Origin of the sequence: Dechloromonas sp. A34 (genome assembly GCF_026261605.1) — a bacterium.
Lineage (GTDB): Bacteria > Pseudomonadota > Gammaproteobacteria > Burkholderiales > Rhodocyclaceae > Azonexus.
The window spans coordinates 2,049,243-2,066,167 of sequence record NZ_CP102486.1; the positions used below are offsets into that span (position 1 = coordinate 2,049,243).

General features: G+C 64.9%; 22 protein-coding genes. 7 read left to right on the forward strand and 15 right to left on the reverse strand.

What is annotated here, in order from left to right; all coding sequences use genetic code 11:
• Nucleotides 1-17: 17 nt before the first annotated feature.
• Genes NQE15_RS10265 through NQE15_RS10275 form a run of 3 tightly spaced genes read right to left on the reverse strand, consistent with a single transcriptional unit; the run spans nucleotide 18 to nucleotide 1,191 of the window.
• On the reverse strand, nucleotides 18-284 hold the full coding sequence (locus NQE15_RS10265) for a BolA family protein (protein ID WP_265949398.1): 267 nt from the start codon (nucleotides 282-284) through the stop codon (nucleotides 18-20).
• The gene (locus NQE15_RS10270) at nucleotides 281-583 is read right to left on the reverse strand and encodes a YciI family protein (RefSeq protein ID WP_265949401.1); all 303 of its coding nucleotides are present in this window, start codon (nucleotides 581-583) and stop codon (nucleotides 281-283) included. The genes NQE15_RS10265 and NQE15_RS10270 overlap by 4 nt, the downstream gene beginning before the upstream one ends.
• Nucleotides 583-1,191 carry a septation protein A gene (locus NQE15_RS10275; protein ID WP_265949404.1) on the reverse strand — a complete coding sequence of 203 codons (609 nt, stop codon included), beginning with the start codon at nucleotides 1,189-1,191 and terminating at the stop codon, nucleotides 583-585. The genes NQE15_RS10270 and NQE15_RS10275 overlap by 1 nt, the downstream gene beginning before the upstream one ends.
• Before the next feature lie 51 nt (nucleotides 1,192-1,242).
• Here NQE15_RS10275 and NQE15_RS10280 point away from each other — a divergent pair, with 51 nt between their 5' ends.
• Together NQE15_RS10280 and NQE15_RS10285 are read left to right on the forward strand one after the other, a co-directional pair.
• On the forward strand, nucleotides 1,243-2,295 hold the full coding sequence (locus NQE15_RS10280; RefSeq protein ID WP_265949407.1) for an HD domain-containing phosphohydrolase: 1,053 nt from the start codon (nucleotides 1,243-1,245) through the stop codon (nucleotides 2,293-2,295).
• A gap of 26 nt (nucleotides 2,296-2,321) precedes the next feature.
• Nucleotides 2,322-2,675, forward strand: coding sequence for an Hpt domain-containing protein (locus NQE15_RS10285; protein ID WP_265949410.1), 354 nt, complete (start codon nucleotides 2,322-2,324; stop codon nucleotides 2,673-2,675).
• On the opposite strand, the gene bioD is transcribed toward NQE15_RS10285, so the two are convergent.
• The 6 genes from bioD to NQE15_RS10315 are packed head-to-tail and all read right to left on the reverse strand — an operon-like array spanning nucleotide 2,658 to nucleotide 6,551.
• Nucleotides 2,658-3,326, reverse strand: coding sequence for a dethiobiotin synthase (bioD, locus tag NQE15_RS10290; RefSeq protein ID WP_265949412.1), 669 nt, complete (start codon nucleotides 3,324-3,326; stop codon nucleotides 2,658-2,660). The two genes, NQE15_RS10285 and bioD, sit on opposite strands and share 18 nt — an antisense overlap.
• Complete coding sequence (gene bioC / locus NQE15_RS10295; protein ID WP_265949415.1) at nucleotides 3,323-4,111, reverse strand: malonyl-ACP O-methyltransferase BioC; 789 nt, start codon at nucleotides 4,109-4,111, stop codon at nucleotides 3,323-3,325. Before bioC ends, bioD begins: the two co-directional genes overlap by 4 nt.
• Nucleotides 4,083-4,817 carry an alpha/beta fold hydrolase gene (locus NQE15_RS10300; protein ID WP_265949417.1) on the reverse strand — a complete coding sequence of 245 codons (735 nt, stop codon included), beginning with the start codon at nucleotides 4,815-4,817 and terminating at the stop codon, nucleotides 4,083-4,085. The genes bioC and NQE15_RS10300 overlap by 29 nt, the downstream gene beginning before the upstream one ends.
• The gene (gene bioF, locus NQE15_RS10305; protein ID WP_265949419.1) at nucleotides 4,814-5,989 is read right to left on the reverse strand and encodes an 8-amino-7-oxononanoate synthase; all 1,176 of its coding nucleotides are present in this window, start codon (nucleotides 5,987-5,989) and stop codon (nucleotides 4,814-4,816) included. The genes NQE15_RS10300 and bioF overlap by 4 nt, the downstream gene beginning before the upstream one ends.
• The gene (locus NQE15_RS10310; RefSeq protein WP_265949421.1) at nucleotides 5,986-6,315 is read right to left on the reverse strand and encodes a type II toxin-antitoxin system RelE/ParE family toxin; all 330 of its coding nucleotides are present in this window, start codon (nucleotides 6,313-6,315) and stop codon (nucleotides 5,986-5,988) included. Before NQE15_RS10310 ends, bioF begins: the two co-directional genes overlap by 4 nt.
• Nucleotides 6,312-6,551, reverse strand: coding sequence for a type II toxin-antitoxin system ParD family antitoxin (locus tag NQE15_RS10315; RefSeq protein ID WP_265949424.1), 240 nt, complete (start codon nucleotides 6,549-6,551; stop codon nucleotides 6,312-6,314). Before NQE15_RS10315 ends, NQE15_RS10310 begins: the two co-directional genes overlap by 4 nt.
• Nucleotides 6,552-6,785: 234 nt before the next feature.
• Between NQE15_RS10315 and NQE15_RS10320 the strand changes: the two genes are divergently transcribed.
• The 3 genes from NQE15_RS10320 to NQE15_RS10330 are packed head-to-tail and all read left to right on the forward strand — an operon-like array spanning nucleotide 6,786 to nucleotide 9,771.
• Nucleotides 6,786-7,298, forward strand: coding sequence for a hypothetical protein (locus NQE15_RS10320; RefSeq protein WP_265949427.1), 513 nt, complete (start codon nucleotides 6,786-6,788; stop codon nucleotides 7,296-7,298).
• Complete coding sequence (locus NQE15_RS10325) at nucleotides 7,274-8,008, forward strand: hypothetical protein (RefSeq protein ID WP_265949429.1); 735 nt, start codon at nucleotides 7,274-7,276, stop codon at nucleotides 8,006-8,008. The genes NQE15_RS10320 and NQE15_RS10325 overlap by 25 nt, the downstream gene beginning before the upstream one ends.
• Complete coding sequence (locus NQE15_RS10330; RefSeq protein ID WP_265949432.1) at nucleotides 8,005-9,771, forward strand: spermidine synthase; 1,767 nt, start codon at nucleotides 8,005-8,007, stop codon at nucleotides 9,769-9,771. Before NQE15_RS10325 ends, NQE15_RS10330 begins: the two co-directional genes overlap by 4 nt.
• A 37-nt stretch (nucleotides 9,772-9,808) precedes the next feature.
• On the opposite strand, the gene NQE15_RS10335 is transcribed toward NQE15_RS10330, so the two are convergent.
• Genes NQE15_RS10335 through NQE15_RS10355 form a run of 5 tightly spaced genes read right to left on the reverse strand, consistent with a single transcriptional unit; the run spans nucleotide 9,809 to nucleotide 14,078 of the window.
• The gene (locus NQE15_RS10335) at nucleotides 9,809-10,390 is read right to left on the reverse strand and encodes a nucleotidyltransferase family protein (RefSeq protein ID WP_265949434.1); all 582 of its coding nucleotides are present in this window, start codon (nucleotides 10,388-10,390) and stop codon (nucleotides 9,809-9,811) included.
• A gap of 9 nt (nucleotides 10,391-10,399) precedes the next feature.
• Complete coding sequence (locus NQE15_RS10340) at nucleotides 10,400-11,404, reverse strand: XdhC family protein (RefSeq protein WP_265949437.1); 1,005 nt, start codon at nucleotides 11,402-11,404, stop codon at nucleotides 10,400-10,402.
• Nucleotide 11,405: 1 nt separating this feature from the next.
• Nucleotides 11,406-11,825: a molybdopterin cofactor-binding domain-containing protein gene (locus NQE15_RS10345; protein ID WP_265949439.1), complete on the reverse strand. Its 420-nt coding sequence runs from the start codon at nucleotides 11,823-11,825 to the stop codon at nucleotides 11,406-11,408.
• Nucleotides 11,780-13,609, reverse strand: coding sequence for a xanthine dehydrogenase family protein molybdopterin-binding subunit (locus NQE15_RS10350; RefSeq protein ID WP_265949441.1), 1,830 nt, complete (start codon nucleotides 13,607-13,609; stop codon nucleotides 11,780-11,782). Before NQE15_RS10350 ends, NQE15_RS10345 begins: the two co-directional genes overlap by 46 nt.
• Nucleotides 13,610-13,619: 10 nt before the next feature.
• Entirely contained in the window at nucleotides 13,620-14,078 is a 459-nt protein-coding gene (locus NQE15_RS10355) for a (2Fe-2S)-binding protein (protein WP_265949444.1), read from the reverse strand.
• A 262-nt stretch (nucleotides 14,079-14,340) separates the two neighbouring features.
• Between NQE15_RS10355 and NQE15_RS10360 the strand changes: the two genes are divergently transcribed.
• Both NQE15_RS10360 and NQE15_RS10365 read left to right on the forward strand, forming a co-directional pair.
• Nucleotides 14,341-14,553, forward strand: coding sequence for a DUF3079 domain-containing protein (locus NQE15_RS10360; protein WP_265949446.1), 213 nt, complete (start codon nucleotides 14,341-14,343; stop codon nucleotides 14,551-14,553).
• A 24-nt stretch (nucleotides 14,554-14,577) separates the two neighbouring features.
• A complete protein-coding gene (locus NQE15_RS10365; RefSeq protein ID WP_265949448.1) occupies nucleotides 14,578-15,210 on the forward strand; it encodes a hypothetical protein in 633 nt (210 codons plus the stop codon).
• 36 nt (nucleotides 15,211-15,246) lie between these two features.
• Here the strand turns inward: NQE15_RS10365 and NQE15_RS10370 are convergent, their stop codons facing one another.
• Nucleotides 15,247-16,740, reverse strand: coding sequence for a B12-binding domain-containing radical SAM protein (locus NQE15_RS10370; RefSeq protein ID WP_265949451.1), 1,494 nt, complete (start codon nucleotides 16,738-16,740; stop codon nucleotides 15,247-15,249).
• Nucleotides 16,741-16,925 lie beyond the last annotated feature (185 nt).

The window sequence follows — 16,925 nt, forward strand, 5'->3', positions numbered from 1 at the left end:
TGGGGGAAACGGGAAAATTATACTTCGTCCGGTGCCAGTGCGCGGATGCTCAAGGCATGAATGCGGCCGCGCATCAGGTCGCCAGCCGCGTCGTAGATCAGGCGGTGGCGGGCGACGGTATTCTTGCCGGCGAATGCGGCGGCGACAATGTCGAGCTGGTAGTGCCCGCCATCCTTGGCTCCGGCATGGCCGGCGTGGCGATGCGACTCGTCTTCGATGGCGATCGACTGCGGTTGCAGGACGGCCAGACGCTGACGCAGCAGCTCGACGGTTGCGTTGCTCAAGCCGGCAAGGCCTTCTTGAACGGTTTGACGCTGACCTTCTCGTACACGCCAGCGGCGAGGTAGGGGTCGGCGTCGGCCCAGGCTTGGGCGGCGACCAGCGAAGCGAATTCGGCGATGATGATGCTGCCCGAGAAGCCGGCCGGACCGGGATCGGGCGAGTCGATGGCCGGGCAGGGGCCGGCTACGAACAGACGACCGTCGGCCTGCAGGGCGAGCAGGCGCTCGAGATGCGCCGGGCGGGTGGCCATACGCTGGTCGAGCGAGCCCGGGCGGTCTTCACCGATGATGACGTAGAGCATTACTTGTCTTCCTCAACGTATTTCGAGAGCAGCATGCCCTGACCGAGCACGAAGACGAGCATCAGGCCCATGCCGCCGAACAGTTTGAAATTAACCCAGACATCGGTCGGAAAATTGAAGGCGATCACCAGATTCAGGAAGCCCATGAAAATGAAAAAGACAACCCAGGACAGATTAACCTTGCTCCAGACGGCTTCGGGCAGCGTCAGTTGTTCGCCGAGCATGGTCTTGATGGCGTTCTTTTTCAGGACCACGGCCGCAAAGCCAATGCTGCCGGCGAACACCCAGTAAAGGATGGTCGGCTTCCACTTGATGAAGGTTTCATCCTGGAAGATCAGGGTCAGGCTGCCGAAGACGGCGACCAGCACCAGGCTGACCCAGAGCATCTTGTCGACCTTGCCATGGCGGAACCAGACCCAGGCAATCTGGGCGACAGTGGCGGCGATGACGACCACGGTGGCGAGCAGGATCGGAGCCTGTTTGATATCCACCGCCGCCGAGCCGAGCAGGGAGCTGACCCAACTCACCGCCAGTTCCGGGTTTTTCTCGGAATACTTGAAGGCGATGAAGAAGAGGATGACCGGAAAGAGATCGAAGAGTAGTTTCATGGCGGAGCATTATATACTCGCCCCAGCATCGACAAGCCTCCACGAAAGCCCATGAATACCGTCCTGATCGTCGACGACAGCGATATCAACCTGACCCTGATCAAGGCGCTGGTGAACAAATTGGGGGAGTGTACGCCGCAGCTTTTCGACAACCCGCTGCGGGCGCTCGAATGGTGCCGCGATCACGTGCCGGACCTAGTCATCGTCGACTACATGATGCCGGATATGGACGGCCTGAAATTCATCAGCGCCTTCCGCGCCCTGCATGGCCGTACCGAGATTCCGGTCCTGATGGTCACCGCCAACGACCAGAAGGACGTGCGCTACGAAGCCCTGCTCGGCGGTGCCAACGATTACCTGACCAAGCCGATTGATCGTGTCGAATTTTCGGCCCGCGTCCGCAACATGCTGTCGCTGCGTCAGGGCCAGAAATTCCTGGCTGACCGCGCCGTGCATCTGGCCGAACTGGTCGATGAGCGGACCAAGGAAATCCGCGAGCGAGAGAAGGAATTGATCTTCCGGATGTCGCGCGCCGCCGAGTTCCGCGACCCGGAGACCGGTGCCCACATCCAGCGCATGGCTCACTATTCGCAGGTTATCGCCCGCGGTCTCGGGCTCGATGCCAAGGCTCAGACCCTGATCCTCGAAGCCGCCCCGATGCACGACGTCGGCAAGATCGGGATTCCCGACTACATCCTGCTCAAGCCGGGCAAGCTGACGCCGGAAGAGTTCGAGGTCATGAAAGGCCATGCTCGACTCGGCTACGAATTGCTCAAGGACAGCGGCTCGGAAACCCTGCGCGCCGGGGCCGAGGTGGCGATTTCCCACCATGAGAAATATGATGGCACAGGTTACCCGAAGGCTTTGAAGGGGCATGCCATCCCGCTTTTCGGCCGCATTGTCGCGGTGGCCGATGTCTTCGACGCCTTGACCTCGGAGCGGCCCTACAAGAAGGCCTGGCCGCTGGAAGATGCCCGCCGTTTTCTCGAAGACGGGCGGGGCAAGCACTTCGACCCGCTCTGCGTCGAGGCCTTCCTGGCCGGGTGGGACGACGCGCTCGCGATCCGCCAGCGTTTCATGGATGAAGAAATACCGATGATCTAGGCGCCGGGCGCCGATCGGAGAAAATAATGGCAGATCCCTTTGTTCTCAACAGAAAAACCATTCTCGACCGCCTGGGCGGGGATGAGGAAATCTTCGCGGTGATGCTCGACATGTACCTGCAGGATGTCGACAGCAATTGTGCAACCCTGGCCGCGGCCCTGGCTTCCGGTGATGCCGCGGCATTGAAGCGCGAAGTGCATACCGTCAAGGGCTTGCTGGCGACCTTTTCCGACGAGGATGGCGCCGCCGAGGCCCTGGCCGTCGAGCAAAAAGTCAGGCACGGCGAAGCGGCCGGACTGGAACTCGCGGTGGCCGCGCTGCAGGCCCGCCTGCGCGAGGTCGGGGTGGTGCTCGGCAACGAGCTAGCGCGCCTCCGGTAAGCGCAGGAATTCGGCGGCGCCGGCCGCGCCGCCGGTTGGCGCATGTGGCACGACGCCGAGTAACGGGGCCGGTAGCAGCTCGCTCAGCGTGGCGAGGTTTTCTGCGAAGCGCGCCATCGCCGGATCGATATGGTTGGCCACCCAGCCGGCAATGTGCAGGCCGCGGGCGGTTATCGCTTCGGCCGTCAGCAGCGCGTGGTTGATGCAGCCGAGGCGCAGGCCGATCACCAGAATCACTGGCAGGCCAAGGGCGACGGCGAGGTCGGCGCTGTCGCCGTCGCCGCCCAGCGGCACGCGAAAGCCGCCGACGCCTTCGACGATGAGCAGATCGGCCGCCTGCCGGGCACTGGCGCAGGCCGCCCGGATGGTGCCGAATTCAATGGTGACACCCGACTCGGCGGCGGCGATGTGGGGGGCGACGGCCGCCGTGAAGCAATAGGGATTGATCGTGGCGTCCGGTAGCTTGAGGTTGCTGGCGGCGCGAATGGCCTCGACATCCTCGTTGCGGCCGGCGGCGTCGGTACCGGCGGCTACCGGCTTCAGCCCGGCGGCGCGCAGTCCGTCGCGCGCGGCGCGGTGGAGCAGGGCGCAGGTGATGAAGGTCTTGCCGACTTCAGTGTCGGTGCCGGTGAGGAAGTAGGCCTGGTTCATGGGTGGGCGATCAGGGTCACGACATCGTAGGTCAGCGGCAGGCCGGCAGGCGTGCGCAAGGTTTCGCCGGCCGCTTCGGCGGCGGCGAAGGTGCTGCGGCTCATCAGGCCGGTACGCCGGCCGTCGCCGAGCTGGTTGGCGCCGATCGCCTTGACGGCCTTGAGCAGCATTTTGAAATTGGCGTAGTGCGCGGTTCGGCTTTCCTGGCGCACGGCGATGCTGGCAAAGCCGGCGGCGCGGGCCATGGCGGCGATTTCGCCGGGCGTATGGAAGGCCAGCGTGTGGCGATAGCTGTCCACGCCGGCAAAGGCATGGCGCAACTCATGGAAGGTGTCCGGGCCGAGGCTGGCGAGGGCAAGTTGCCCGTTCGGGCGCAGCACGCGGCGGGCTTCGGCCAGCACCTTGGGCAGTTCGCACCACTGCACGGCCAGGCTGGACCAGTAGAGGTCGACGCTGGCAGCGGCCAGCGGCAGATGTTCGAGATCGCCGGCCAGGCGGTCGGCGGGCGGGGCAACCCGCTGCAGCATGGCCGGCGAGAAGTCGAGGGCGAGGGCGGCGGCGCCCGGAAAGCGCTGGCTCAGCAAACTCAGGGCATGGCCGGTGCCACAGCCAGCGTCAAGCAGGCGCGCCGGGGCCAGGCCGGCCGGCAGGCTGGCGAGCAACAGGTCGCAAATGCCGCGCTGGATGGCGGCGGCGCTGTCGTAGGTCGGCGCGGCGCGCTCGAACGATTGGCGGATGCGGGTCTTGGGCGGGCGGCTAGCGACTGGCGGTGGGGGCTTGGTCATTCAGGAAGGCTTGCAACCGGGCGATGAAATCGTCTGGACGAGAGATGAAAGGAGCGTGGGCACAATCGGCCATGACCGACAACTGCGCGCCGGGAATCAAGGCGGCCAGGGCCTCGGCGGCGGCCAGCGGCATCAGTGGGTCGGCCGCGCCGTGGATGAGCAGGGTCGGTACCGCGATCCGCGCTGCGGCGGCGCGCAGGTCGACGTCGCGTAACCAGTCGAGGCCGGTGGCCAGCGTCGCCGCCGGCGGCCAGGGGCGGCCCAGTTCGAGCAGCTGGCGGGTGCAGGCTTTGGCCTGCGCGTCGCCGCGACAGAAACCGCCGACGAAGCGCGGGAGCAGGGCTTCCGGATCGGCGGCGACACCGGCGGCGAATTCGGCCAGCGTTTCCGGCGGCATGGCATGCGGCCAGCCGGTGCGCTGAACGAAGGAGGCGGTGCCGGCCACCAGGACCAGCTTGGCCACCCTGTCCGGGGCACGCTCGGCGACGGCGAGCGCCAGTTGGGCGCCGAGCGACCAGCCGCAGAGCGTGCTGCCGGGTTCCAAGCGCTGGGCGATGGCGTAGACCGCGGCGTCGAAATCGTCAATCAGCGGCGCACCGTTGTAGCCGGGCAGATCGACAATCTGGCCACCAAGGGCTTCAGCGACTGCGGTTAGCGGTCCGCGCCCGAGGCCCCAACCGGGCAGGAAAACGAGCGGCGCGCTCATGCCAGTTCCTTGAGTGCATCGATCAGTCGTGCGATGTCGGCTTCGGTATGGGCGGCGGAAACCGAGATACGCAGCCGGGCAGTGTCCTTGGGCACGGTCGGCGGGCGGATCGCCGGCACCCACAGGCCGCGCTCCCAGAGAGCGGTGGACAGTTGCACGGCGGCGGCGTTGGCGCCGACGATCAGCGGCTGGATCGCGGTGGCCGAGGGCAACAGGCGCCAGGGCAAACCGGCCAGGCCATCGCGCAACTGGCCGAGGCGGGCCATCAGGTTGGCGCGCAGCGCATCGCCGTCGCGGATCAGTTGCAGGCTTCTCGACAGGGCACAGGCGACGGCCGGCGGGGCGGCGGTGGTGAAAATGTAGCTGCGGCCCCTTTGCAGCAGGTATTCGATGGCCATGTCCGAGCCGGCGACGAAGGCGCCGCCGACGCCGGCTGCCTTGCCCAGCGTGCCCATGAGCAGGATGTGCGGGTGGCTGGGCAGGTTGAAATGGCTGAGGCTGCCCCGGCCGTGCTCGCCGAGCACACCGAAACCGTGCGCATCGTCGATCACCAGCCAGGCATCGTACCGTTCGGCCAATGCGAAGAGGGCGGGCAGGGGTGCCAGATCGCCATCCATGCTGAAAACGGCGTCGGTGACGATGACCTTGTTGCTGGTCGAACTGGCGGCGAGCATCTTCTCCAGCGCCACCACGTCGTTGTGCGGGTAGCGCTGGACATCGGCGCCTTGCGCCTTGGCCAGTTGCATGGCATCGATCAGCGAGGCGTGGTTCAGCTTGTCGGCGAATACCGCGTCGCCGCGCCCGGCCAGGGTCGGTGTGACCGAAAGGTTGGCGAGGTAGCCGGTGGAGAAAGTCAGGGCGCGCGGGTAACCGACAAAGGCGGCAATTTCGTCTTCCAGCGTCGCGTGCGGTGTCAGATGGCCGCTGACCAGGTGCGAGGCGCCGCTGCCCGGCCCCCATTTGATGGCGCCATCGGCCATCGCCTGAGCAATTTCGGGATTGCCGGCCAAGCCGAGGTAGTCATTGCTGGCGAAATTGAGCATTTCCCGGCTATCGACCGTGGCGATCCGCCCGCAAGGCGATTCGAGCACGCGACGACGGCGCGTCAGGCCGAGATCGGCAATGCCGGCGAGTTCGGCGCTCAGGCGGCTTTCGAGGGTGGATTTGTTCATCGGTTATTGCCTTCCTGAAGCCCGGCGGGAATGTCGCGTGTCGCATCGAGCACGCGCCAGACGTCGATGTGAGTAGCGTGCTCGGCGTAAAAGACCTGGTGTGGGTAGGATCTCAGTCGGTGAGAACGCAGGCCGGGAAGATTCAGTTCGTGGGCGCAATGGACCGTTCCAGCGGCCGGGTGGCGGGCGATGTGCGCCCAAGCCTGTTCGAGCGTCTCGATGAAGCCGAGGGCTTGTGCCGCGGAACCTTCGCCCAGGTAGCCAGCCAGTGCCTCGTCGATATCCCGATTGGCCTGCTGGCGCGGGATGACCGGTTTTTCCCTCACCGTCCGGGGTGTTGGCTAACGCGCGTGCGCAAGCCCGCAAAATAGCCGGCATCGGCCGGCGCCGTCGGCGTCGACGCCGCACCAGCCAGCAATAGGTCGCGCAACTGCAAGCGGTCCTGATCCTTGCGGATCAACTCGCGCACATACTCGCTGCTGGTCCCGTAACCGCGCTGGCTGACCTGCTCGTCGACAAAGGTCTTCAGCGAATCGGGCAGGGAAATGTTCATCGTGCTCATCGGCGAATCGTAAAAGGCTTGGCAAAATTTGGCAAGGTTTGGGGTGTCGTTGGGGCATTTGTACCCGACCTGAAAATCGTTAGCCGCAAAGTCATGTGTTCCTTATGGGCATACAAAATGCTTATTCTGTCTGCTGAAATTGTTCCCTGATTGGTTATAAGTCAGGGTGTGTTTCATGCTGTCCAACGCGAGACCGCCTCGCCCGGCCGGGCGCCTTCATCAGAGAAACAATTCATGCTGCGTCTGAGCACCATATTTTTTGCTTCCGGCTTTGCCGGGCTGATCTACGAGTCCATCTGGACCAGCTATCTCAAGCTTTTTCTGGGCCACGCCGCCTATGCCCAAACCCTCGTTCTCGGTATCTTCATGGGCGGCATGGCGGTCGGTGCCGCGGTTGCAGCGCGCTATTCGGTGCGCCTGCGCAATCCGCTGCTGGCCTATGCCCTCATTGAGATTGCCATTGGCGTCTTCGCGCTGCTTTTCCATCCGCTGTTCACCACGGTGACCGAGGGCTTCTATGATCTGGCGCTCGCTCGGCAGTGGAGCGGCCTCCCCTTCGTTTACGCCAAATGGGGCATGGCCGCCCTCCTGATCCTGCCCCAGTCGATTCTCCTCGGCGCCACCTTCCCGGTCTTTACGGCGGCTGTCACGCGAACCACGAAATCCGCCGGGCGTTCCATCGCGACCCTCTATTTTGCCAACAGCATCGGGGCGCCCTGGGCGTGCTCGCTTCCGGTTTCCTGTTGATTCCGGCGCTCGGTCTGCCGGGCACCATCGTGGCGGCTGGTTGTATCAACCTGCTGATTGGCGCCCTGGTCGGCAAGATGTCGCGCACCGGGACTGTGCCGACGCCAGTCGTCCAGCCGTCGCCTCCCCGATTCGGCAGCGTCCCGCGGCTATTGGTGGCCGTCTCCCTGCTCACCGGGGCATCATCCTTCATCTACGAGGTGGGCTGGATCCGGATGCTTTCCCTGGTCCTGGGCAGCGCCACCCATTCCTTCGAGCTGATGCTGTGCGCCTTCATCGTCGGGCTGGCGTTGGGTGGTCTCTGGGTGCGCAACCGCATCGACACCGCAACCAATCCCGGGCTCTTGCTGGCCTATGTTCAGCTCGCCATGGGGGCTGCCGCGATTGCCACCATTCCACTGTACAACGCGTCCTTCGACCTGACCGCCTGGGTGGTCGCCAATGTTGCCAAGACGGACGGCGGTTACACCCTTTTCAACCTGGTGCGCTATGGGATTTCCTCCCTGGTCATGTTTCCCGCCGCTTTTTGCGCCGGCATGACGCTGCCCCTGGCGACCCGCATCCTGCATTCGAATGAGGCTCAAGGCGAGCGGGCGATCGGCATCATCTACAGCGCCAATACCATCGGCGCCATTCTGGGCCTGGCTTTTGCCGTCCATATCGGCTTGCCCGCGTTCGGCATCGAATACCTCGTGGCTTCGGGGCCATGATCGACGTCGGGCTGGGTATCATCCTGCTCGTGGTTTTTGCCGGACGCGCCAAGCTGCGGCTCGGTCTCGCCACACTCGCCGCCTGTGCCGCCGGGAGCGCACTGGTGGCCACGACGTTCAATCCGCAGAAATTGGTTTCCGGCGTCTTTCGTACCGGCCAGGCCAGCATGCCAGGCACGGTGCTGGAAATCGCGCATGGCCGGACGGCCACCATTTCCGTCGACCGTAACGAGCAGGCGCTCTTCATCAGGACCAACGGCAAACCGGATGCGTCCGCGCTGCTCGGGGCCACTTCCGGATACCAGATGGACGAGGTCACCATGGCCTTGCTCGGGGCCATCCCCATGGCACTGCATGATGCCCCGCGGCGGATTGCCAATATCGGCTTCGGCTCGGGCATGACCAGTGCGACGATCCTGGCCGATCCGCGCGTGCAGCAGCTCGACTCGATCGAGATCGAGCCCAAGATGATCGAACTGGCCCGTCATTTCGGCGAATTGAACCGGGCGACCTACACCGATCCGCGCAGCGCCATCCACATCGATGACGCGAAATCCTTTTTTGCCTCCCATGGTCAGCGCTACGACATTATCGTTTCCGAACCTTCGAATCCCTGGGTCAGCGGCGTCGCCGGCCTTTTTTCCGTGGAGTTCTACCGGCATGTCACGCGTTATCTGAATCAGGACGGGCTGTTCGTCCAGTGGATGCAGATGTATGAGACACATCCCGACCGTGTAGCGTCGGTCATCAAGGCCCTGGACCAGTCTTTCGAGGACTATCTGGTGGTGGCGCTCAACTACGGCGACCTCTTGCTGGTCGCGAAACCGCATGGCCAGGTTGTGTTGCCGGCGGATGGCTTTTCGCGCTTGGCACCGGCAGTCCAGCAGATACTGAAAAGACTGGATGTGGGTAATCAGGCGGATCTGGCGCTGCGCGTGATCGGCAACAAGGCGCTCTTGAAACCTTGGATCGATGCCCGGGCCGTGCCGGCAAATTCCGATTTCGCTCCCTATCTGGATACCCATGCCGACTATGATCGCTTTATCGGCAAGGGCTGGCCCGCTGCACCCCAGCTTGCCCTGTCGTCCTTTCCGATGGCCGAAATTCTCGGTCGGCGGCCCGCCTTTCCGACGGGCGAACTGCCAAGTGTTACCGGTCACTTCGGTAACGAGCCCCGTGTTCTGGCTGCGCGGCTGCTAAAAACGAATCTGGTCGGTAACGATTCGGGATCGGCAAACTTGCCGCTCCCGCCTGACTTGCCCGATGCGTTCATGCAACACGGCCTCCAGGTGCTCAGCGATTGTCGGCAGCCACCCCAGGGCGACAAGCCATATGCGCTCGCCGGGATTGCCGTCAAGATACTGCCGTATCTGGCGCCGGCCGACGCGCTGGCTGTTCTGGCAGCGGCCGGAAACCTTCCGTGCTTTCAGGACTTGCCGGCCAGCCAGGCCCTCTGGCCGGTATTGTTGGAACACGTGGCCAATCGCGATGCGGCCGGGTTCGGTGCCGTGGCCGAGCAGCTTCTCGATCAGGGGCAGGGGATCACCGAGGCGCGTGCCCAATATCTTTTTGGCATGGCAGTTCTAGGGCGTCTGGGAGAGGGAAATCCGGGTGCTGCAAATTCAATCCGGATGAAACATCAGTCGATCCTGACCGGCAAGCCGGTCAATCTTGGACTCGAAATCTTGCTCGCGTATGTGGCATCAGTCGCGAGTGGGACAAGCAGACCCAGTGCAAAATTGCCGGTTCCCGATGTACGGTAGTGTATTTTCGTCTTCGTTCAGTCGTTCGCTTATCACGTCAAGTCAGGCCGTCAGACAAATCTGCCGGCCGGTCGATATCACGCAGTACGCCGGGGTCGTCGACGGGGCAGAGGGTCAGCTCCTGGCGATGGGCTTCCAATATCGATTTTCCGCCTTGGTCGCCGGTCAGCGCCGCCAGTTGCTCGAACCAGCGTCCGGCAAAGCCGACCGGATGCCCGCGTCTACCTTGATATGCGCCAGCGGCGAGGCTGGCACCGGCGCGCAGGCTGGCGGCGACGGCTTGGTGGCTGGCAGGTGCAATGAAGGGCATGTCGGCCAGGGCCACGAGCCAACCCGCTGCGCTGGGGCTGGCTTTGACGCCGGCAGCCAGGCTGTAGCCCATGCCGCTTTCAGCATCCGGGCAGATCACCGTTTCGCAGCCCGCAGCACTCAGTAAACCAGCTAGAAAGTCGCTGCCTGGGCGCAGGATAGCGATCACGCGGTTACAGGCCAGACAGAGGTTGCGCGCCGCGGCCACCGCCAGCGGCGTGCCATCGGGCAGGCTATGGAGCAGCTTGTCGCTGCCGAAGCGGCTGCCCTGGCCGGCGGCGAGCAGGATGCCGACGATCTCTCCGGGCATCGCCACGATTCAGCCGATTCCACAGCCGACCGTGCTGGCCGGTTGAAGCGGCCGCCGGGCGTCCATCGTCAGCACGCCATTCCTGATCGCGGTCATCTCGGCGAGGATCGAGACGGCGATTTCGGGGGGCGTCCGGCTGCCGATCGGCAGGCCGACCGGACCATGCAGGCGTTCGACCTCGCCCGGCGAAAGATCGAAATACTGCAACAGGCGCTGCCGGCGTCGCTCGTTGTTGAGCCGCGAACCGAGGGCTCCGACGTAGAAGGCAGGCGACTTCAGCGCTTCGAGCAGCGCCAGGTCGTCGAGTTTGGGGTCGTGGGTCAGGGCGACCACGGCGCTATGCGGGTCGAGCCCCAGTTCGATGACGGCATCGTCCGGCATGCCGGGGAGCAGCGTCGTACCCGCGACATTCCATTCGGCGGCATATTCGCGGCGCGGATCGCAGATGTAGACCTGATAGTCCAGGGCCTGGGCCATCTGTGCCAGGAAGGTCGAAATCTGTCCGGCGCCGACGATCAGCAGGCGCCAGGCTGGGCCGTGCAGGGTAGTCAGAGTCCGGTAGTCCCATTCCAGCGCATCGCCGGCCGCGCCGGAGGCGATGCGGCAACCCGGCTGGCCGATCGTCACGCTGCGCCGGACCAGCTGGCCAGCGGCGATCAGTTCGGCCATCCGCTCCAGGGATGAGAGGTCGGGTGCAGTTTCGATCACCAGTTCCATGCGGCCGCCGCAGGGCAGGCCGAAGCGGCGGGCTTCGTCTGTGGTTACGCCGTAGCCGAGCACACTGGGGGGAGAGTCCGCGAACTCACCGGCCAGCAGGCGGTCGATCAGGTCGGTTTCGATGCAGCCGCCGGAAACCGAGCCCTGGACCTGGCCATCCTCGCGGATCGCCATCCAGGCGCCGGGCGGGCGGGGGGCGGAACCCCAGGTCCGGGCCACGGTGACCAGCGTGAAGCGTTTGCCGGCCGCGGCCCAGCGGCGGACTGCGGCGAGTACCTGGGTGTCCTGGCTGTCCATCTCAGGCCGCCAGTTCGGATTTGCCGAAGGGCATGCGGCGCAGGCGCTTGCCGGTGGCGGCGGCGATGGCGTTGGCGACGGCTGGGGCGACCGGCGGCACCCCGGGTTCGCCGATGCCGCTCGGGGCGGCGGCTGAAGGCACGATGTGCACCTCGACCACCGGCATTTCGTTGATGCGCAGCGGCGGGTAACCATCGAAATTGCCCTGGACGACGTGCCCGTCCTTGAGCGTGATTTCTCCGTGCAGGGCCGCCGATAGGGCGAATCCGACGGCGCCCTCGACCTGCGAGCGGATATTGTCGGGATTGATCGCCACCCCGCAATCGACGGCGCAGACGATGCGGTCGACCTTGACCGAGCCGTCCTTCCTGACTGTCACTTCGGCCACCTGGGCGACGTAGGAATTGAACGACTCATGCACCGCAACGCCGCGGCCGCGCCTCTCGCCGACCTTGGCCTTGAGCGGCTTGCCCAGCCCGCCTGGTCGGCGGCCAGCTTGAGCACGCCGGCATGGCGGGGATGGTCGGCCAGCAGTTCGAGGCGCAGGGCGACCGGGTCCTTGCCCGCTGCCTTGGCCACTTCGTCGAAGAAGACCTCGGTGGAGTAGGCCGTGTGCGAGGAACCGACCGAGCGCCACCAGAGGACGGGGACGCCGATGTCGCTCGGCGTGTGCAGGTCCACCGTCAGATTGGGGATGGCGTAGGGCAGATTGGCGGCGCCTTCGACCGAGACGCCGTCGATGCCGTCCTTGACCAGCATTTTCTCGAAGGGCGAGCCGATCAGGATCGACTGGCCGACCAGCCGGTGGCGCCAGCCGATCAGCTTGCCGTTGCCGTCGAGCGCCGCTTCCAGAGTGTGGTGGAAGAGCGGCCGGTAGTAGCCGGCGCGCATGTCGTCCTCGCGCAGCCAGACCAGTTTCACCGGGGCGCGGCCGTTGATCGCCTTGACGATCTGCGCCGCCTCCAGCACGTAGTCGGAATCCTTGCAGGCGCGCCGGCCGAAGCTGCCGCCGGCATAGAGCATGTTGATCCGGACCAGCTCCGGCTTGAGACCGAGCAGTTGGGCCAGGCCGTACTGGTCACCGGTATGCAGCTGCTCGCCGTTCCAGACCTCGCAGCCTTCTGCGTCGAGCCGGATGACGCAATTCATCGGCTCCATCGCGGCGTGGGCGAGATAGGGAAAGTCGTAGCTGGCGCTGACCACCTTGGCGGCGCCGGCGAAGGCCTGCGTAGTATTGCCGGTCTGCTTGGCGACCAGGCCTGGTGTCTTGGCCAGTTCCTTGTAGCGAGCGAGGATTTCGTCGCTGCCCAGCTTGAAGGCGGCGCTGTCGTCCCAATCCACGGTCAGCGCATCGCGCCCCTTCTTGGCGCTCCAGGTGTCCTTGGCGAGGACCGCCACACCCTGCGGAATCTGCACGACCTCGACCACACCCGGGATCGCCTTGGCGCGGCTGGCGTCGAAGGCTTTGACCTTGCCCCCGAACAGCGGCGGATGGGCGACCACGGCGACCAGCATGCCGGGGAGGAAGACATCCTGCGTGAAACGGGCCGAACCGTCGGTCTTGGCGGCGCTGTCCGTGCGCCTGGCCTGCTTGCCGATCAGGCGGAAATCCTTGGGGTCCTTGAGGCTGACCTCGCTCGGCACGGTCTCTTTGGCGGCGTCGACCGCGAGTTCGCCAAAGCTGGCCCGACGGCCGCTCACGGGGTGGCTGACCACGCCGTCGCGGACGACGATCCCGGCGGCATCGACCTGCCAGCGGCGGGCCGCGGCGGCGACCAGCATGGCCCGTCCGGCGGCGCCGGCCTTGCGCATCTGTTCCCAGGAATTGGCCATCGCCGTACTGCCGCCGGTGCCCTGCGCCGGGCCCCAGAACAGGTTGTTGTAGCGCTTGGCATCGGCCGGGGCGCCTTCGACGCGCACGGTTTGCCAGTCGGCATCGAGCTCATCAGCGAGGATGGTCGCCAGGCCGGTGTAGGTGCCCTGGCCCATTTCGAGGTGCTTGGAAATGACTGTGACGCTGTTGTCGGCACCAATGCGCAGGAAGGCGTTGGGCTCGAAGCTGACCGGCGCGGCCAGGCCTTCGCCGGCCTTGCCGGGACCGGCGGCGGGCGCCGCGAAGGCGGGCAGGCAGAAACCGAGGGTGAGGCCGGCGCTGCCTTGCAGAAAGCGGCGGCGGCTGAGGTTTTCGATGGCGATGTGGTTCATGCTCGATCTCCTAGGCCAAGGCTTTCGCGGCCTCGTGAATGGCCGCCCGGATGCGGACATAGGTGGCGCAGCGACAGAGGTTGCCGGCCATCGCCTGGTCGATGTCGGCATCGCTCGGCTTGCGGTTCTTGCTGAGCAGGGCGACGGCGCTCATGATCTGGCCGGACTGGCAGTAGCCGCACTGCACGACGTCGAGCTTGCGCCAGGCCTCCTGTACGACCTTGCCGACCCGGTTGGTCGCGACGGCCTCGATGGTGGTGATCTTGCGCCCGGCCGCGGCCGACACCGGGATCGAGCAGGACGGCACCGGCGCGCCGTCCATATGCACGATGCAGGCGCCGCACAGCGCCTGGCCGCAGCCATACTTGGTTCCCGTCAGCTGCAGGGTGTCGCGCAGCGCCCAGAGCAGAGGGGTGTCGGGCGCCACGTCGACTTGAACCGGCTTGCCATTCACATTGAGTTGAATCATGAGCGGACTCCTTGGGTCGGAGAAGGAAAGGGAGAAATCTTGCTGCCAGGGGCGCTGTTCATCCGAACGGCATTGGAATTCCTTTCCGACAAGCCGGCTGTCGATTGGTTCGCTGCCTGGCTAGACCGGAGTAGCGATCTCGATTTTCGTGATGGAGATCAAACCCCTGGTGGAATAGTTGAGTAATCTACTCAACTAAGCGCCGGGTTTGTTTGCCGGTGCCGAAGTTGTCGTGACAACCTACGTTTTCAGGTGCCCGGACATGGCCAAGAAATTTCCCCTGCATCCCAGTCACCCCGAGCGCATCTGCTGGGGCTGCGACAAGTACTGTTCCATCGACGAACTGAAGTGCGGCAACGGCTCCGGCCGTACCCAGCACCCCTCCGAGATGCTTGGTGACGACTGGTACAAGTGGGGCGACTGGGGCATCGCCTTCGAGGAAACCGCGGAAGAACCGGTCGGCGACGGCCACTGAACATCACCCAAGCACAGGCCGCCCATGAACTATCCCGAATTTTTCGATCAAGTCCCGGTCATCCGGCTTCATGACCCGCTGGCGGTATTCCTCGGCGCCAGCGACGACGGCATTCTCGAATACCGTTACCTCGATGCCGTCAAGCTGGCCGGCCACTCCTGCCCGACCGTGGCTTCGGCCTGGAACATGACGCGGCTGGCGCTGCGCGCTCTCTACGACAACGCGCTGCCTGAGCGCGGCAAGATTACGGTCAGTCTGCGCGGGCGCGACGACGAGGGCGTTGCCGGCGTCGTCGGCAATGTCGTGTCGCTGCTCACCGGGGCCGCCGCACAAGGCGGCTTCAAGGGCCTCGCCGGCCAGTTCAGGCGCCAGAACCTGATGCGTTTCGGGGCCGAGATTCCGCTCGAACTGCGCTTTGCCCGGTTGGATTGTGAAGGCACGGTGGATGTCGCCTGCGACGCTCGGCGCATTCCCGCCGACCCCGAAATGCCGGTGCTGCTCCAGCAATGCCTGGATGGCAGCGCCGATGCTGAGGCCTTCAAACGCTTCGGCCGCCTCTGGCAGGAGCGGGTGCGCTGCCTGTTGCTCGACCACGGCGACGATCCCGAGGTCTTTGTCGTGCGCCTGAACCTGGCGGCTTCACCCGGCCAGGCTTGAGCTCTACCGCCGGCTCCGCTGGCGGGCGCTAAAAGCTCAGGCTTCGCAAAGCGCCGGCAACGGTTTGCCGGCGACCACGGACGGATAGCGGCTGCGCAGGAAGCGCAGCGGCGGGAAGCTCAGCATCGCCGGCAGGAAACGCCAGTAGGGCGGGGCGACGCCGCAGAATTTCAGGGTACGGTAGAGCGCGTGCTGCGTCGCCGAGGTGCCGCCCTCGGCGGCCTGGACGATCGACGGGTTGCAGGTGATAGCCTCATGAATCCGGGCGAGCACGGCTGGTTCGTCGATCTCCGGCGACAGGTAGAAAATGCCTTCCGAGAGATCGGTATGGGCGCCGAGATAACCGCGTTCGACGGCCAGGCGGGCTAGTTCGGTGCCGGGAAGAATGCGGATGCCGGTAAAGAAGACTGAGGTGAATTGCCAGCCGGTCAGTCGGGTCTGGGCGAAGCGGATGGTTTCCTCGCAGGTTTCCATGGTTTCGCCTGGGCCGCCGAGCATGAAGAACCACATGCTCTTGATGCCGGAGCTGCGGGCCAGATCGAGGCAGGAATTCACGTGGCGCATGGTGAAGCCCTTGCCGAAGTTGTCCAGCATCGCGTCGCAGCTGGCTTCAGGCGTGATCATCATCGAGTTGAAGCCGGCCCGTTTCATGAGCGGGAACAGTTCGGGCGGCACATCAAGCGGGTTGATCCCCATCGCCGTGAATTTGGCCTTCAGGCCGCGGCGGATGATTTCCTCGCAGATGGCGATGGCGTGTTTGGCCGGCAAATTGAAGGTCGAGTCGACAAACTCGAAGGTCCGCGGGCCGATGTCGCGCAAGACCTGTTCGATCTCGTCGACGACCTCGCCCGGCTCGCGCTGGCGAAAACGCCGGCCTTCGATCAACGGATAGGCGCAATAGACGCAATGCATCGGGCAGCCGCGCTTGGTCTGGATCGCCCAGGTGCCGCCTTCGTGCTCGTAAGGTTTCCAGTCGATCCAGCGCTGCATGCCGGAATGGGCGAATTGCGGCAGCAGGGTCGACGGGTTGCGCACCGCAAAGCCGTCGCGCCAGTAGCAGACGCCGGGGATGCGCAGGGGAAGCTCGGCCTTGGCAATCGTTTCGAGCAGGGCCGGGAAGGCGGCTTCGCCCTCACCGACCACCGCGTAGTCGGCGCCGAAAACGCTCAGTGCCTTTTCCGCCAGAATCGAAATGGCCGGTCCGCCGAGCACCAGCGGCACCGGCGTGCCGTCAGCGCGCCGCGCCTTGTCGCGAATCAGGGCGACCTGTTCGAGCAGGGCCTGGAGTGGTGAGCTGAAGCGCTGCTGAATCACGTTGTCGATATTGCGGATCGACAGGCCGACTACCTCCGGGGCAAAGCGGCGGATCGCGCCGGCCAGTTCGCCGAGCAGATTTGTGGCGAAGGCAAGATCGAGTAGTTCGACTTCATGCCCGGCGGCGTGGGCGGCGGAGGCGATGTAACTGAGGCCGATCGGCGGCGCCGGGACCAGTTCGCGACTTTGGTTCGAGTAGAGCAGGAGGATACGCATGGGGCTGGATCAGTGGTTTCCTGGAGGCAGGCCCCAAGCGGAAATTGATGGGCCGCGTGTGCATGATGTCGCACGCGGCGGCGAAAACAGCGGGAAAAACCTGGTACTAGTCCGAAAATCGGGAATTCCGGAGTTGTTTATTCTCCGGAATAAGAAACTGGCCACTCCTTATTGCGTAGGCAGCC